Source organism: Scytonema sp. HK-05 (assembly GCF_963872035.1).
Classification (GTDB): Bacteria; Cyanobacteriota; Cyanobacteriia; order Cyanobacteriales; family Nostocaceae; genus Kalymmatonema.
Genome location: NZ_CAWMYC010000121.1, coordinates 55,390 through 71,833 on the forward strand (window position 1 = coordinate 55,390; position 16,444 = coordinate 71,833).

16 protein-coding genes are annotated in these 16,444 nt (G+C 45.4%); 10 read left to right on the top strand and 6 right to left on the bottom strand.

The window, feature by feature from the left end:
• Window positions 1-349 precede the first annotated feature (349 nt).
• Complete coding sequence (locus tag AACT52_RS25820; protein ID WP_073633894.1) at window positions 350-535, bottom strand: hypothetical protein; 186 nt, start codon at window positions 533-535, stop codon at window positions 350-352.
• Between the two features lie 282 nt (window positions 536-817).
• Between AACT52_RS25820 and AACT52_RS25825 the strand changes: the two genes are divergently transcribed.
• From AACT52_RS25825 to AACT52_RS25840, 4 genes are all read left to right on the top strand, one after another.
• Complete coding sequence (locus AACT52_RS25825) at window positions 818-1,015, top strand: hypothetical protein (RefSeq protein WP_143172881.1); 198 nt, start codon at window positions 818-820, stop codon at window positions 1,013-1,015.
• Window positions 1,016-1,073: 58 nt separating this feature from the next.
• Window positions 1,074-1,964: an ABC transporter permease gene (locus AACT52_RS25830; protein ID WP_073633895.1), complete on the top strand. Its 891-nt coding sequence runs from the start codon at window positions 1,074-1,076 to the stop codon at window positions 1,962-1,964.
• Between the two features lie 129 nt (window positions 1,965-2,093).
• Window positions 2,094-2,297, top strand: a complete 204-nt coding sequence (locus AACT52_RS25835; protein WP_073633896.1) for a hypothetical protein — start codon at window positions 2,094-2,096, stop codon at window positions 2,295-2,297.
• Between the two features lie 185 nt (window positions 2,298-2,482).
• Window positions 2,483-3,376 carry an ROK family protein gene (locus AACT52_RS25840; RefSeq protein ID WP_073633910.1) on the top strand — a complete coding sequence of 298 codons (894 nt, stop codon included), beginning with the start codon at window positions 2,483-2,485 and terminating at the stop codon, window positions 3,374-3,376.
• Window positions 3,377-3,577: 201 nt separating this feature from the next.
• Here the strand turns inward: AACT52_RS25840 and AACT52_RS25845 are convergent, their stop codons facing one another.
• Complete coding sequence (locus AACT52_RS25845; RefSeq protein ID WP_073633897.1) at window positions 3,578-3,760, bottom strand: hypothetical protein; 183 nt, start codon at window positions 3,758-3,760, stop codon at window positions 3,578-3,580.
• Between the two features lie 51 nt (window positions 3,761-3,811).
• Between AACT52_RS25845 and AACT52_RS25850 the strand changes: the two genes are divergently transcribed.
• The 3 genes from AACT52_RS25850 to AACT52_RS25860 all read left to right on the top strand — a co-directional run bounded on the left by AACT52_RS25850 (window position 3,812) and on the right by AACT52_RS25860 (window position 5,673).
• Window positions 3,812-4,087, top strand: coding sequence for a helix-turn-helix domain-containing protein (locus AACT52_RS25850; RefSeq protein WP_233154069.1), 276 nt, complete (start codon window positions 3,812-3,814; stop codon window positions 4,085-4,087).
• Window positions 4,026-4,985 (top strand): RNA-guided endonuclease InsQ/TnpB family protein, encoded by a 960-nt coding sequence (locus AACT52_RS25855; protein WP_233154070.1) that lies wholly within the window; start codon window positions 4,026-4,028, stop codon window positions 4,983-4,985. Before AACT52_RS25850 ends, AACT52_RS25855 begins: the two co-directional genes overlap by 62 nt.
• 163 nt (window positions 4,986-5,148) lie before the next feature.
• Entirely contained in the window at window positions 5,149-5,673 is a 525-nt protein-coding gene (locus AACT52_RS25860; RefSeq protein WP_073633898.1) for an alpha/beta fold hydrolase, read from the top strand.
• 160 nt (window positions 5,674-5,833) lie between these two features.
• Here the strand turns inward: AACT52_RS25860 and AACT52_RS25865 are convergent, their stop codons facing one another.
• Both AACT52_RS25865 and AACT52_RS25870 read right to left on the bottom strand, forming a co-directional pair.
• Complete coding sequence (locus AACT52_RS25865; RefSeq protein WP_073633899.1) at window positions 5,834-6,256, bottom strand: hypothetical protein; 423 nt, start codon at window positions 6,254-6,256, stop codon at window positions 5,834-5,836.
• A gap of 119 nt (window positions 6,257-6,375) precedes the next feature.
• Window positions 6,376-8,040, bottom strand: a complete 1,665-nt coding sequence (locus AACT52_RS25870) for a CTP synthase (RefSeq protein ID WP_073633900.1) — start codon at window positions 8,038-8,040, stop codon at window positions 6,376-6,378.
• 181 nt (window positions 8,041-8,221) lie between these two features.
• On the opposite strand from AACT52_RS25870, the gene AACT52_RS25875 reads away from it, so the two are divergent.
• Together AACT52_RS25875 and AACT52_RS25880 are read left to right on the top strand one after the other, a co-directional pair.
• Window positions 8,222-10,027, top strand: a complete 1,806-nt coding sequence (locus AACT52_RS25875) for an N-acetylmuramoyl-L-alanine amidase (protein WP_073633901.1) — start codon at window positions 8,222-8,224, stop codon at window positions 10,025-10,027.
• Between the two features lie 434 nt (window positions 10,028-10,461).
• On the top strand, window positions 10,462-12,387 hold the full coding sequence (locus AACT52_RS25880) for an FG-GAP-like repeat-containing protein (RefSeq protein WP_073633902.1): 1,926 nt from the start codon (window positions 10,462-10,464) through the stop codon (window positions 12,385-12,387).
• 83 nt (window positions 12,388-12,470) lie between these two features.
• On the opposite strand, the gene AACT52_RS25885 is transcribed toward AACT52_RS25880, so the two are convergent.
• Together AACT52_RS25885 and argZ are read right to left on the bottom strand one after the other, a co-directional pair.
• Window positions 12,471-13,025 carry a DUF2085 domain-containing protein gene (locus AACT52_RS25885; RefSeq protein WP_073633903.1) on the bottom strand — a complete coding sequence of 185 codons (555 nt, stop codon included), beginning with the start codon at window positions 13,023-13,025 and terminating at the stop codon, window positions 12,471-12,473.
• Window positions 13,026-13,243: 218 nt separating this feature from the next.
• Complete coding sequence (argZ, locus tag AACT52_RS25890; protein ID WP_073633904.1) at window positions 13,244-15,355, bottom strand: bifunctional arginine dihydrolase/ornithine cyclodeaminase; 2,112 nt, start codon at window positions 15,353-15,355, stop codon at window positions 13,244-13,246.
• A gap of 402 nt (window positions 15,356-15,757) precedes the next feature.
• Here argZ and AACT52_RS25895 point away from each other — a divergent pair, with 402 nt between their 5' ends.
• Window positions 15,758-16,435, top strand: a complete 678-nt coding sequence (locus AACT52_RS25895) for a type I restriction-modification system subunit M (RefSeq protein ID WP_073633905.1) — start codon at window positions 15,758-15,760, stop codon at window positions 16,433-16,435.
• Window positions 16,436-16,444 lie beyond the last annotated feature (9 nt).

Sequence of the window (16,444 nt, forward strand, 5' to 3'; positions counted from 1 at the left end):
CTATGATTGCTATAAAAACTTGGTCGTGCCTCCACGAAGCAACGTTAAAGCCGTAGCACTATTATCCTACCATAATGTTGCTTCGCTTTTTATATTGGTTTGGCTTAGCCTACCCAAACTTACGTTATGGGTAGGCTAAGCCAAACAAGTCTATTCAAATGGAGTGCAAAATTTGACCGAGTTCTATGCGTGAGGAGTTTTGCTATTAGCCAGAAATTAAAATCTCTGGCTGTTGCGGGCTAGTGCAAGATGTCATTTGTGTTGCACTGGGTTCATGCACCCTATTTTTCTCTGCCAATACTCGCTTCGCTCTTTACCCTATCAGCCTGAACGTCAGCAAATGACAAGCTTAACACCCATTGCCCTCTACCATCTCGAAAACGACTTCATGTTTGCTATGGGGCTTTTGCTCACGCAATAACTGAAGGTATCCTTCTGCATCAATGCGACTCCGGTGGCGGCTGACGACTACCTTTTGTGAGGAGGACAGTGAATGAACAACTGCCCAGGGTTTGAGGCGCTCTTGATAAGCCATAATGAAATTATCTCCTTTGATAATTAGGAGCCAAAGCCAGCACTGTCACTTTCCAGGGTTAGGTGCTGGCTTCTGACTACTTTAAATGATATTATTGCCCTGTTAAATATTGTTACAAATATTTATAAGTCTTTTTAACTAAAGCCAAGAATTTAAACCAAGGTAGTAAGGGCAAGGATGCTACTAGGCTCTCCCAAAGAAGCAGGAAATCTAAATCTTGAGGTTTAGAAGCCGTCGGTGTACCACTTTGTGGCGATCGCCGGGAGATGTCACTTATTTATAATGCAACACGTAAACATTGTAGCCGTTATCGGCTTTGTGTCTTTGCAAAGATGGTGCAACACCCGCCTTCTCAGTAGCAAAAGACGCTCCTTTGTGCCTTCACCCAGTGGGAGCTTACGCGCTTGGCACAAGCCTCCTCCGGACTTACGGCGATTGGGCTTTGCCCACTGCCAAAGGCAATCGCACGAAACAACCTGATAGGTAAAATGGTCATCTGTAGTTACCAGCTTGCAACTCCTTACGGCTTCTTGTATTTATGACCATCACAAAAAGTCCCCCGATTCGATTTTTACGGTTTGCTAAAAACCCCACGCTTTCCCAACGACTGATGTTGATTGGGTTAACGATAACTTTGTTTTTCATCTTCCTGGCTTTGTGCGCCCCCTTACTCCAGGCTTTCGGTTGGCTGCAAAACCCCCTAGATTCCTTGACTAACCCCATTCAAGAACCACCCTCACTCCAACATTGGTTTGGCACCAGTCGCGAAGGCTATGATGTATTTTCGCGCACGCTATTTGGCGCTCAAGCTGCCTTGCAAGTGGTTTTATTGGCTACAGCACTCAGTATGTTTATTGGTGTGCCTTTGGGCATGGTAAGTGGCTACCTAGGCGGTAGATTAGATAAAGCATTACTATTTGTTATGGATAGTATCTACACCCTACCAGGCTTGCTGCTTTCGGTAACGCTGGCATTTATCGTAGGACGTGGAATATTAAACGCCGCTCTTGCCATCAGCATTGCTTATGTCCCGCAATATTACCGTGTTGTCCGCAACCACACTGTTAGCGTTAAAACAGAAGTGTTCATCGAAGCAGCACAAGCAATGGGTGCTAACACTTGGCAAGTTCTTTCTCGGTACTTATTTTTCAATGTCATTCAAAGCGTACCCGTCCTTTTTACCCTCAACGCCGCTGATGCGATTTTGATTCTGGGGAGTTTGGGTTTTTTGGGCTTAGGGCTTCCAAGAGAAACGCCAGAATGGGGACGCGATTTACAACAAGCTTTGCAAGCACTACCTGTTGGTGTTTGGTGGACTGCCTTTTTCCCCGGATTAGCGATGACAATTATGGTTGTGGGGCTGTCGCTACTCGGTGAGGGGTTAAATGAATTTATTAATCCCCGTTTACGCAAAGACATCCGGAAATAGTCAAGAATTATTTGTTAATAATCATTAGTCATTGAGTCTCTTTTCATTTGTCGTTGGACAAATGAGAAAAAATAACCATTATCTGTTTGCTACTCTAATATCTGTTGTACTTATCATTGAGAGATCTGTGTGAAAGATAATATTTCTTTAATTGCTGCCGCTGCTGGTGGCTTTATGCTTTCCGTCGCCCTGACTGGCATCTTAAGAGGTTCCCCAGTAGCATCTTTACAGAGTCAGCCTAGTTTTCATCCCCTGACTGTCGCTGCTTTACGACCAGCACCAAATGACTCTGAGAATGTAGAATTTTTTGGTAGCGAAACTGGTAAAAAATGAAGTAGCAAATTTTGCAGTGTTTATCTGCACGGCAGGTGCTATCTTCTCCTCCAGATGCTGCTTTGAACAAGCCGGGGAACCCGTCCTACGCACGCAGGAGTCCATCTGCGGTTCCAATTCGCCATAAACGGGTTTTTTGCCAGAAATCTACTTATTCTGTTGCCAAATCTGTGAGGGGTTTGAAAGTGGGGAATTCTCAAGTAATTGGTATTGACTTGGGTGGAACAGCAATTAAGCTGGGGCGTTTTACCGCAGATGGCACTTGTTTACAATCCTTAACTGTGGCAACGCCGCAACCAGCGACACCAGAGGCGGTTATAGCAAAAATGGTAGATGCGATCGCCCAAATTGACTTTGAGAGAAATTGCATTGCCATTGGTGTTGGCACTCCCGGACCTGCGGACGCTCAAGGACGCATTGCCAAAATTGCCATTAACTTGCCAGGATGGTACGATGTGCCTTTAGCCGATGCTTTAGAAGCAAAAACAGGCAAACCTACGATTGTCGGTAACGATGCCAACTGTGCAGGGCTAGGGGAAGCTTGGCTAGGAGCAGGTCGCCGCTTTCAGAACCTGATTCTGCTGACTTTGGGAACTGGTGTCGGTGGCGCAATTATCCTAGATGGCCAACTCTTTACTGGTCCTCTAGGCGCAGCCGGTGAGCTGGGATTGATTACCCTCAAGCCAGATGGTCCAAGGTGTAATAGTGGCAATCAAGGCTCTTTGGAACAGTATGTATCAGTCACCGCAATTCGTCGCCGTACAGGCAAGGAACCAGCAGAACTCGGCGTTCTGGCAAAAGCCGGAGATGCTCAAGCCTTGACATTCTGGAAAGAATATGGTAGAGATTTGGGAATTGGATTGACTAGTTTGGTTTACGTGCTGACGCCGCAAGCAGTTGTGATTGGTGGCGGGGTGAGTGGCAGTGCTGAGTTTTTTATACCATTTGTTAAAGCAGAAATTGAGCAGAGAGTTCTGCCTACTTCACGTCTTGGTTTACAAATATTGCCAGCAGAATTGGGTAACTTTGCGGGGATAGCAGGTGCCGCGAAGTTAGCTTTTTCAAAAGTAGGGGCTTAGGCGTTATCAATTGAACCTGATTCTGAATGACAACTGCAAGTCACTCCACGTCAACCAAAAATGCTGACTGATGCCTATGATGCTTGTACAGACACCACAAGACCGATATGTCCAAGTTGGTCAAATCAATACACGTTACTGGACTTCGGGGGACAAGGGGGTGAAGCTGTAACTTAATTTCTGGACAAAGCTACCCATAGCTTACTGTTTGTCCATGTCTTCAAGAAGCTTGTCAACACATTCTCTTAGCCGTTCTTGCCAGTCAGGGACGGTTTTAAGTTTCTCCCTCACTCCCACACGTACATTGAAACATATAGGACGCTTATCAAACGGCTCATTGTTCTGTGGTTTAAATCCTAACTTGTTACCTTTTTGAAATGGCATCACACAAAATTAACTCTATATGCTAATATAGTAACATATGTAAACAAAACGATGTTACTAGGTTTTAAGACAGAACTAAAACTGAATAACGCGCAACGCACTCAGCTGCTTAAGCATTGTGGTGTATCCCGTCATGCGTGGAACTGGGGACTAGCTCTCACTAAGCAGATTCTTGACCATAATAAAGTTAATTCCGAAACCAAGATAAAATTTCCTAGCGCTATTGACCTTCATAAATGGTTGGTAGCACTTGTGAAGCCTGAAAATGAATGGTATTACGAATGTTCTATCGGCGGCTCCACAACAAGCATTGATGGCTTTGCGTGAAGCATGGAAAGATTGTTTTAACAAGAAAAAAGGGGTGCCGAAGTTCAAAAAGAAAGGAAAGCGAGATTCTTTCACACTTGAAGGGACAGTCAAAATCTTGGGCGGTAACAAAATCCAAGTGCCTGTGATTGGCGTTATTAAAACTTACGAGCGACTACCGCAGGTATTGATTAAGTCTTGCACAATATCTCGCCAAGCCGATAGATGGTTTATCAGCTTCAGATTTGACGTAGAAACTCAAAAGTCCGAACATACAAACGTTGTAGGTGTTGATCTTGGTATTAAGAACCTAGCAACTCTCAGCACTGGCGATGTCATAGCTGGAGCCAAATCTTACAAAAAGTACGAAGCTAAGTTAAGCAAAATGCAATGGTTGAACCGCCATAAAATCATCGGTTCAAACAACTGGAAAAAAGCGAATTTGCAGATTGCTAGACTGCACAGAAAGATTGCCAACATCCGCAAGGATACATTGCATAAACTGACGACACTACTGGCTAAGAACCACGGCACAGTAGTGATTGAAGACCTTAATGTGTCTGGAATGTTGGCTAATCAACGCTTGTCTAAAGCAATCTCTGATATGTCATTCTTTGAGTTCCGTAGACAGTTAACCTACAAGTGTGAACTATATGGTTCCAAGCTGCTAGTCGTTGATAGGTGGTTTCCATCTAGCAAGACTTGTTCTAACTGCGGAATCAAAAAAGAAACACTCGGACTTGATGAGCGAGTGTTTGAATGCGGGCATTGCGGTTTTGTTATTGACCGCGACTTAAACGCAGCCATCAATTTGAGCCACTGCGTTGCCGGAGAGAAGTTGCAAGGAGGGTTTCCCTCCGGGCAAACTTCGGGGGTTCCCCCGGTTGTAGCAAGTGGCGTGAAAAACGCGGTCAGTTAGACCGTATTCGCCTGTGGACTGGTCTTGTTGCCGACTTCTCCAGAATGAAGCAGGAAGTAAACGAAACCCAACCTCCCTAACTAGTACCAGTCATCTTGTTGTGTAGAAAAGTCTAGCGGTGGGTGCAATTGGGTAGGTTTTATGTAACGGAACAACAGTCATCTTGCTCCACGGCATCGGCAGTAGTGTGGAGACTTGGGCGTATAATATTAGCGTCTTAGCTCAACACCATCGTGTCTACGCTGTTGATTTAGTAGGCGCTGGTCGTTCCGATAAGCCACCAGCAACTTATTCGCTCACCTACCTAGCCCAGTTCGTCAAAGATTTCATGGATGCCCTCAGTATCGAGTGCGCGAGCCTGATTGGAAATTCGCTGGGAGGCGGTGTCGTCTTGGAATTCGCACTGAATTTTCCTGGAAAAGTAGAGAAGTTGGTCCTGGTGAACAGCTTGGGCTTAGGTAAAGAAATAACACTTACGCTTCGGTTAGCAACATTACCTTTCGTTGGCAGATTGTTCAAACCCACTCGCAGCGGTACAGCTTTGGCGTTGAAGCAGTCTGTGTATGACTCAACGCTTATTTCCAATGACTGGGTTGAACTTTACTACCAAATTGCGACTCTTCCTAGGGCATGGGAAGCAGTTGTAGGACTCATTAAAACAAACATCCACCTGTTTGGTGTTCGGTAGTTCTAAAAATTCTGCTAACCACTCCTACTGAACGCTTATCGAAATGGCAATAAACGACCAGAGGATAACTCTTTGGGAGAGTGCTTCAAGCAGCGATTGCGCAAAGCGCAGTGCCTTCGGCGATCGCACGGAGTACCAGCAATCATGCGATATTCTTGACTTATAAAAGATAACCAGTTGTGTTCTGAACGTATTCCAAAACTTTTTGATAAGAATCTGGATTACTCACAGGGTTGATAATGATGGGAAGAGTACTATTTGGCAACCAAAAAGTTATCCTGCCGTTGTTTGGTTCATGACAAAAAGAACTAATGCTGTCGAGGTTAATGATATACTCATTCCTTTCGTAAAGAATTTTCACCCAATAGGATTTCTCAAACCCTAACGCCGTGACATGCTGTATATAATCCAGAATTTTTTGATAGTCTTCTAAGTTGTTTTGGGAATTAACCACTATGGGGATAGCACAATCTGGTAACCAAAAAGTAACCCTGCCGTTCCGTTCATGACAAAAAGCCGTAACCCGTTCAAAATTGACTACATATTCATTTCTCTCATAGTGAATTTTCACCCAGTAGGCCACAAAAATCCCTCAATTCACAAGTTTCACAGCAGCAAATTTCAGCGCTACACCCGTAAAAGATTTTGAGTTGTGTCATGAATCTTTGGTACTCAAACCAAAGACTCATGACTGATGATTAATTAAGAGACTTGTGCTGGTGCTTGTGTAACAGAGGAAGGATTAGAACGAGCGATCGCCTCCGGCAGTGCCCTTTGCGCGATCGCAGCTTGAATGAAACCCTTAAATAGAGGATGAGGGATACTGGGACTTGATTGAAATTCTGGGTGAAATTGGCAAGAAATAAAGAAGGGGTGGTTGGGAAATTCAATTATTTCCACTAAGCGTCCGTCGGGAGAAGTGCCGCTAATCACATAACCAGAATCTACAAATATATTGCGGTAGGCGTTGTTGAACTCATAGCGATGTCGATGGCGTTCATAAACTACTTCTTCCTGATAGAGTTTGAAAGCCAATGTATTGGGAAGCAAGCGACAAGGATATAAACCTAAACGCATTGTTCCGCCCAAATCAACTATATCCTGCTGTTCTGGCAAGAGGTTAATAACTGGATTTTCGGTATGGGGGTCAAATTCCGCGCTATTAGCATCTGTTAATCCGGCGATGTCCCTTGCCCATTCAATCACTGAACATTGCATTCCCAAGCACAAACCCAAGAATGGGATTTGGCAATTTCGCGCGTATTTAATTGCGGCAATTTTGCCATCGACTCCCCGGACGCCAAAACCTCCTGGGACAACGATACCATCCACACCTTCAAGAGAAGTTTCGACTCCTTCGGTTTCCAATTTTTCTGAATTGACCCAACGTAGGTGCAGTTCGCAACTCATAGCAATTGCTGCATGGCGCAGTGCTTCTACGACTGAAAGATAGGCATCGGACAAACGCACATACTTACCCACTATGGCAATTTCCAATCGATGAGTGGGACTGTACAATTTTTCCACCAAAGTTTGCCACTGCACCAAATTTGGTTGACGTTGTTCCATGTTCAGCAACTCTAGCGTTTGCTGCGCCAGTCCTTCTCGTTCCAGAATCAGCGGGACTTCATAAATGCTTTTAGCATCTTGCGATAAAATGACGCATTCTACAGGAACATCACAGAATTCTGATAATTTTTGTTTTATCCCTGTTGCTAGGGGACGTTCGCATCGACAAATTAAGATATCTGGTTGAATGCCAATCGATCTGAGTTCTTTGACTGAGTGTTGCGTTGGCTTAGTTTTCATCTCACCCGCTGAAGCAATCCACGGAACTAGTGTTACGTGCATATACAGCACATTTTGCCGCCCTACATCCTTACGGAATTGGCGAATTGCTTCCAAAAACGGCAGCGATTCAATATCACCTACCGTACCGCCTATTTCTGTAATGACAACATCTGGATTAGTATCTTTGGCGACTCTGACAATCCGCTCTTTAATTTCATTTGTAATGTGCGGAATCACCTGTACTGTGCCGCCATTATAATCGCCACGTCGCTCTTTATTAATTACAGCTTGGTAAATTGAACCAGTGGTTACGCTGTTTAAACGCGACATGGAGGTATCCGTAAAACGTTCGTAATGCCCCAAGTCCAAGTCTGTCTCAGCACCATCTTGAGTCACAAAGACTTCGCCATGCTGAAAGGGGCTCATCGTCCCTGGATCAACATTAATATAGGGATCGAGTTTGAGAATTGACACAGAATAATCTCTTGACTTGAGCAATCGCCCCAGACTTGCTGCTACAATTCCCTTACCGATACTAGAAACAACTCCGCCAGTAACAAATACAAACTTAGTCATAGTATTTTTAACTTTGTGCAACTTCTAAAAATACACCCGTCATTGTGCCACAGTAATTGTTATTGGGTAATGACGGATGTTGGTTGTTAGTTGTCAATAAGTGTTGAATGTTGTAATAACTACTAACTACTTACGACTTCCCCACTCCCAACTTTTTTGTAAATTATTCTTCTATTTTGACGTGAGACCACTTTTAGGATTAGTAATATTAAGCTTTATAATCACACCCTCGTTAGTTTTGGCTCAAGAGCAATCCCTCAAAGTTGTTTATCCTCGGGCAAATTCCCAGACAAGTGCAAAGAAAATTTTCTTTATTGGCACAGCACCATCAAGTGGAGAGGTTCTCATCAATGGTAAGCCAGTAAAGCGCAGCAAGTCTGGTCATTTTGCCCCGAGTTTTCCCTTGCAGGTGGGAGAAAACGTCTTTACTGTCCGCTACGAAAATCAAGAACTCCTTCTTAAGGTGACAAGAGTTTCGACTCAACCGGAAGTACCACAGGGGTTAGCCTTTGCCAAAGATTCTCTCACACCAGCAGTGGACATTGCTAAACTTCCGGGGGAACCGATCTGTTTTAAGGCGATCGCCCCAGCGAATGCGGCTGTTTCCGTAAAGCTGGGAAATCAGACTGTTTCCCTAGCACGCCAGCCACAACAAGCACAACTTCCAGCAAATTCTGCCGCTTTAACAGGGCAAAATCAACCCTCTGCTGAGTCTAGCGCAAGCAATTATCAGGGGTGTACAACAGTCGAAACATCTGCCAATTTGGGACAACCGCAGTTTCAACTGACGCTGGATGGCAAAACGATAACTCAACCAGGAACTGGAAAAATCACCATCCTCTCACCTGCACAGTTGGAAGTTGTGGAGGTGACAGCAGATTCTGGTGTTGCTCGTACTGGTCCCACTACAAATTATTCTAGACTCACGCCTCTACCTAAAGGCACACGGGCAGCAGTCACAGGACGAGAAGGTGAGTGGTTGCGTTTGGACTATGGCGCTTGGATCAATAGTAAGGAAACGCGCACTTTGCCAGGAGCAATTTTCCCACAGACTATTATCCGCAGTGTTGGATATCGGAAACTCCCGGGTGTGACGGAAATGGTTTTCCCGCTGCAAGTTCCCGTCCCTGTGAGTGTACAGCAGAATGATCAGACTTTTACTCTCACCCTTTATAATACCACTGCCCAAACAGATATTATTCGCTTAGATGACAACGCTCTGATTTCTCGCCTAGATTGGCAACAACTCCCCCCCGCTACAGCAGGGGGACAGGGAGGAGTGCAATACACTTTTCACCTGAAAAAGGCTCAACAGTGGGGGTATAAGCTGAGATACGACGGAACGAGTCTGATTTTGGGTTTACGTGACTCACCTTTCAACTCCTCTGCAAGCAAGCGGGAAACAACGGGGTTATTCAAAAGACAAAAGCCGTTATCTGGTCTCAAAATTTTACTCGACCCAGGGCATGGGGGTAAAGAATCTGGTGCATCCGGACCAACAGGATATTTGGAAAAAGATGTCAACCTGGTGGTTTCTAAATTGGTGCGCGATGAGTTGGTGAGGCGAGGGGCGACGGTGGTGATGACACGGGAGAATGATACGGAAGTGTCGCTTCCTGATCGTGTGGCGAGAATTGATAAAGAAGAACCAGCGATCGCCATTTCCATACATTACAACTCCCTACCCGATGAAGGTGATGCCGAAAACACGAAAGGAATGGGAGCCTTTTGGTATCATCCCCAAGCTCACAGCTTAGCAGTATTTATGCACAACTATATAGTGAGTAAGTTAGGACGACCATCCTACGGCGTATTTTGGGATAACTTAGCGCTTACACGTCCAGCGAGTGCGCCATCAGTTTTGCTGGAGTTGGGTTTTATGAGCAATCCAAATGAATTTGAGTGGGTGACAAATCCTCAAGAACAGAAGAAGCTAGCAAGAGTCATAGCTGATGGAATTGTTGAGTGGTTCCGTAGTGTCCGCTGATTCGTCAGCTAAATATTTGTAACTTTAATAAAGTCTGAAGGATGAAGAATAGTTCATATTTCACAGTTTTCCTATCATTTCCTACAACATAATTTGTCCTTCATTCTACAAAGAAGATTATTAAATTTTTATTAAATTAATTTTTCAATCAGAATTCTGTGACAATTTTTGGGCAAAATAACACAGGGTGCGGTAATGAGTCATTTTTGACACTATTCTGGCTGTTGTTCCGTTTCTGTTGCAGGTAATCAATCATACAGCATTTCATCTCAGAATAGCCTCGTTTGACTCATATGAGTATTTTTTTCTACAATCAACTTGGTAAGTATAGTTACTTTTTTAGTAGCATCTACAACATAAGTGTTCTCTATAGCTAGCTGTGCAGTTCATCTGCAATCTTTCCTAAAACACTTTTTCCTAACAAAGGATGAGCCATGGTACAGACTCTAACCGTTTCTGGGACAACCAACTACACGACTGGCGCTAATCCCAGAGCTATTGCCCCCAATTTGAGTATTACTGACCCTGACAATGGCAATCTAAATGGTGCATCGGTCATCATCACTTCTAACTTCAATCCCAATGAAGATCGGCTTAGTATTGCCGGAGAAACTGGTACTACTAGTGGCAGTAATATCATTGGCACTATCCAAAGTCTGAACTGGAACTACAACACGACAACAGGGGTTTTGACCTTCACTGGTACGGCTACTAACGATGTTTACCAGAATGTGCTGCGCCAAGTCACCTACAGCAATACCAATAACACCCCCTCTGCAGCAGCGCGTGGCATTCAATTCGCCCTAGGTACTAACCTAGCAAATCCAGAAAACAACCACTTCTACGAGTTTGTCCCCAATCAAGGTATTGCTTGGACAAGTGCTCGGTTGCTGGCTGAAAATCGTCGTGACGACTTCAACCGCCAAGGTTACCTGGCAACTATCACCTCTGCTACAGAACAAAACTTTGTTCAAAGCAAAGTCCAAGGAAACGGTTGGATAGGAGGTACCGATGGTACTACTGAGGGTGACTGGCGTTGGGTCACAGGACCAGAGGCTGGAACACAAGGGACTGGAACCCCGTTTTGGCTTGGAGGTATAGAAGGTAGTACTGTTGGAGGTCAATATAGCAACTGGGAATCAGGTGAGCCAAACGATGGTGGTAACCTTGGGGAAGACTACGCCCACATCATTGGCAACCCCAACCTCGGTCAACCTGCACAAGGTAAATGGAATGACCTTGGCGATGTTGTGGAACCTGGAAACTATCAACCTCAGGGTTACATTGTAGAGTACGGTGGCTTACAAGGCGACCCGACGAATTTACAAGTTACTGGCAATGTCACTGTTACCTTGAATTCTTCTAAGTCTGATTTCAATCGTGACGGTAGACCAGATATCCTGTGGCGGAACTATCGTACTGGAGAGAATGCCATTTGGACATTAAACAGCAGTTCTCCTTATTATGACCCAAATAACGCAAATCAGGGAGTTTTCCTAACCAAAGTTGATGATGTCAACTGGGAAATCGAAGGTCAGGCAGACTTTAATAAAGATGGTAATGTTGACATTCTCTGGCGGAACTATAGCACGGGAGAGAATGCCATTTGGCAGATGAACGGCACCACCTATAACCCAGACCAGGGAGTTTTCCTCACCCAAGTTCCAGATAAAAACTGGGAAATTGAGGGTGTAGCAGACTTTAATAAAGATGGTAATGTTGACATCCTGTGGCGGAACTATAGCACGGGAGAGAATGCCATTTGGCAGATGAATGGCACCACCTATAACCCAAATGACGCAAACCAGGGAGTCTTCCTACCCAAAGTTGATGATGTCAATTGGCAAGTTGAAGGTCTGGCAGACTTTAATAAAGATGGTAATGTTGACATCCTCTGGCGCAACTCTCGGACTGGTGAGAATGCGATTTGGAAGATGAACGGCACCACCTATACCCCAGACCAGGGAGTCTTCCTCACCCAAGTTCCAGATAAAGACTGGCAAATTCAAGGTACAGCAGACTTTGATAAAGATAGCAATGTTGACATCCTCTGGCGCAACTCTCGGACTGGTGAGAATGCGATTTGGAAGATGAACGGCACCACCTATACCCCAGACCAAGGAGTCTTTTTGACCCAAGTTCCAGATCAAAACTGGGAAATTGCAGGTTTAGAAGACTTTAATAAAGATGGTAATGTTGACATCCTTTGGCGCAACTATAGCACGGGAGAAAATGCCATTTGGCAGATGAACGGCACCACCTATACCCCAGACCAGGGAGTCTTCCTCACCCAAGTTCCAGATAAAGACTGGCAAATTGCTTCTCCATCATCCAACTACTCTTTAAATCTCATAGGCTAAATTCCATAAGTTTGACGCTCTCCTGACTAGAAGTCAGGAGAGCGTCAATAGAATTTACTTTGTAGGAGGCGATCGCGTGCGTGTTACGCACCAAATTCCTGACGATATGGCGATTTGCTGAAAGCAGCAACGCTTCGCGATCGCCCATTCTGATGCAATATCGGCATAGTAAACAAACCCCACGCCAAACCTGTGATCAACCCAAAAAGTGTCACAACCTGATTATGAAAACTCCACCAACCCAAAACTTCTGCGGCTAGTTCCAATGGATAAGCCATCATCAATACAGTGGCGATCGCCACACCACTCCAACCATACTGACTTAACCAATAAAAACCTTTACCACCTGTCACTCCATACAATACACGCGTTATCAACAACCCGGCGACTGTACCGTAGCAACGCATACACACAGCCATGATATACGGTGGCACCAAAGCTACCCCCATATCGGGCTGTGGGCATACATGAGCGCCCATAAAATAAATAATTTTTGCAATTACAGGTAACAAGGGTAACCCAGATGCAGCAAGAATTGGAGCAGCAAGCGGTCCTACCACCATCCCCGCTAACAAAAAGTCAGTAATTACACTGAGCCAACGAATTTGTAGCTGTCTTTTGAAAACTACTCCTTCCATCTTCTCTCCCTTTCTTTACTCTGCGTTCTTGGCACGCCAGTCGCCTCAACGGGGGGAACCCCCGCACGGCGCTGGCTCGTCTTGGCGGTTCGTTATTTTAAACATAAAGTGGGCACCACCCTACTTTCTTAAACTTCGGGGCTTCTAGCGCGTCCTATTAACTGGGCGGGCTAGAAGCCCACCCCACTGTTAGGGGATAATTTATTTTTTGAAAATCCCTAAACTACTTTACCAATATATGGACTTGTCAACTTCTGCAATTGCTGCATCAACAGACTCAAAAATAACCCCACATCTGTCACCACACCAACTGATTCTATTGAACCTCTGTCGCTTAACTTCGTCACCACAGCTGGATTGATATCCACACAAACCATCTTCACTCCCGCCGGAGTCATATTCCCGACGCCAATCGAGTGCAGCATACTAGACAGCATCAAAATCATGTCCGCGCCTTTGAGCAGTCTGGCGTATTCGGTTTGTGCCTTGATCAAATCCATCTCGGTATCGGGTAAAGGACCATCATCCCGAATCGAGCCGGCGAGACAGAAAGGTACACCATTGCTGACGCACTCATACATTACGCCACTTTTAATGATGCCAGCCTCAACAGCTTTGGCAATGCTACCATAACGACGCATAGTATTAATTACTTTTAGGTGATGGCGGTGTCCACCGCGTACAGCCACGCCGCGCTTCATGTCCACACCGAGGGAAGTCCCCATCATTGCTTGCTCGATGTCATGGACGGCGATCGCATTTCCACCCAAAAGCGCTTGTACGTATCCTTCTCGAATCAATTGTGCTAAATGTTCGCCGCCACCTGTGTGAATCACGACTGGTCCTGCTGTGACAGCAACTTTACCACCAGCATCCCTAATTTTACGTAATTCCCATGCCACTTGTTCAACAACAAGTTCCACGCGTCGCTCACTGGAAACTCCCGCGGACATAAAGCTGAATTCTTGAGAATTCCGTTGTTCGCGTGATTCGGTTTTGCGGATGGTACGGATACCTTGCACATCCACAACAACAGACTCACCCACTTCTAAATCACGTAAAATTTTACACCTTGCTACGACCCCTGTGGGGGTTTGGGTAATGGCAATAGCGCCATCCATCCGCTGATTTTGCACTTTCAACCATTTACCATTAATCCTGATTTCAGTTGGATAAATCGTGCTAACGTAGAAATCATCCGGAGCTACGCCTGGTTGAATCACAGGTTCCAGCTTGACATCGCGCTCATCTTGAGGTAAGTCCACCGCACCCAAATCAATCAGATGCGATATAATGCTTTCCATGACTTCATGGGAGGGAGCCGACACCTTGACATCTGCTTGTGAGGTACTTTGCCGTTGCTCTCCCAATTGGAAATCGAGGACTTGAAAGCTACCGCCGTTGTCAGTAATCAAATCTAAAGCGCGGTTAATCAAGCCTGAGTCCAGCAAGTGTCCTTGTATACGTAATACCCGGCTCTCCACCGATACATTCGCATGCAATTCTTCCCGTACTGGTTCCGTCACCCGCAGCGTCAAACATTTAGCTGCGCCACCAGCTTTGAGAAATTCGGTAAGAGGTGTTTCCAGCACTCGGAAACCAGCATCTGCAAGACGTGCTTTGAGTTCTTCACTCGCCTTATTCATCACGACGATGTGATCCACATTCACCGCATTACAGGCGAAGTTCACCGCGTCCGGTTCGGAAATTGCAATCCGCTTATGTGCTGGTACCCGCATTTCAATAACGCGGTTGGAGTAGGAATCAAAAGCGGGTGGATAGTAAAGCAAATAGCCGTCCTTGAGGGGACAGAAGCAGGTATCTAGGTGGTAAAAGCGCTCATCTATCAGGCGCAAAGACAACACTTCGATATCCAGCCATTTTGCCAGGTAGGGGTGAGAATCTAATTCTGTACGGAAACCGTATCCAGCCCAAAGCCAGCGTCCTTCCCGATCTAGTAGTGCGTCTCCTGCACCTTCAAAGGGCAAATCTTTGGGCAATTCGTGGACAGTGTAGCCATTCTCCTCAAACCACTGCTTGAAGTAAGGCTCTTCTGCCTGACGCTCTTTGTGTAAAAAGCGACTGAGAACAACGGTTTTGCCCAGCAATAAGCCAGCGTTGGCGGTAAATACCATATCTGGTACACCTTTGTGGGGTGATACCAAATCAACGATCGCGTGTTCTTTGAGGATGTGATGCAGTTGTTCCCACTGTTCTACAGCGCGATCGCGCGATGACTTGTGAATATTCCCTTCCATCCAGGGATTTATCACATAGTCTACATCATAGTGGTCAGGAGCACACATCAAAAAGCGAATTCGGGAATCCATAAAAATCACACTTAAGGTTAGATGCAATCAGCCTTTATATTTAGACACTATTTGCCTTTAGAAATCATAGATTTTTGTTGAATCGATTCTGTAAAATCTGCTACTAAATTTCTGCCTGTTTGTAAAAGGCGGCACAAAGGCTATGCTCTATTCTATCCTGGGAGTGAAGACAAAATCCCCGCGCATTTATTTATGGGGATGCATTCCTTGGCGCTGTTTGTGACAACTGAGTTGTTCTTAAGGTGCAGCAAGGCTTCTGGGCATTGGCTTGGGACGAAGGGCGAGTGTTGGTGAGGGCATTTCACACAGCTTCTATAATGTAGGATTAACTAACACATTGATATCTTTGTATACAGCGCTGTTGTGAAAGTACACAGGGCGCGTCCCTTTGGAGTTAAACGGATGATCACAGGTGAGATGAAGTCAAAGGTCGATCGCCTTTGGACAACTTTTTGGAATAACGGGATAAGTAATCCCCTTTCAGTTATTGAGCAAATTTCTTACCTGTTGTTCATTAAGCGCTTGGATGACCTGGAGTTGGCGAAGGAGAAGAAAGCGCAAAGGCTAGACAGACCTGTTAGTAACCCGACTTTCTCAGCACATCAGCAGCGTTGCCGGTGGTCTTACTTCAAAAATCTCACGAACTCTGAGGAGATGTTGCGGATTGTGCGGGATGAGGCTTTCCCGTTCATCAAGACTTTGGGGGCAAATGCGGCAGAGAGTGCTTATGTTCGCCACATGAAAGATGCTGTTTTTTTGATTGCTAACCCGGCGCTGCTATCTAATGTAGTAGGACAAATTGACCAAATCCCAATGGAAGACCGGGATACTAAGGGCGATTTGTATGAGTATATGCTTTCCAAGCTGACGACAGCAGGCACGAATGGGCAGTTTCGCACCCCCCGGCACATTATTAAAATGATAGTGGATTTGATGGCACCGGGGGCGAGAGAAATTATCTGTGACCCAGCTTGTGGAACTGCGGGCTTTTTAGTGGCGGCGGCGGAGTATCTGCGTGACCTCAAGGATGGTGATGGAAAGGCTACAAAGCAGCGCGTTTGCATAACTTTCAGGCGATAAGCCGGAGGC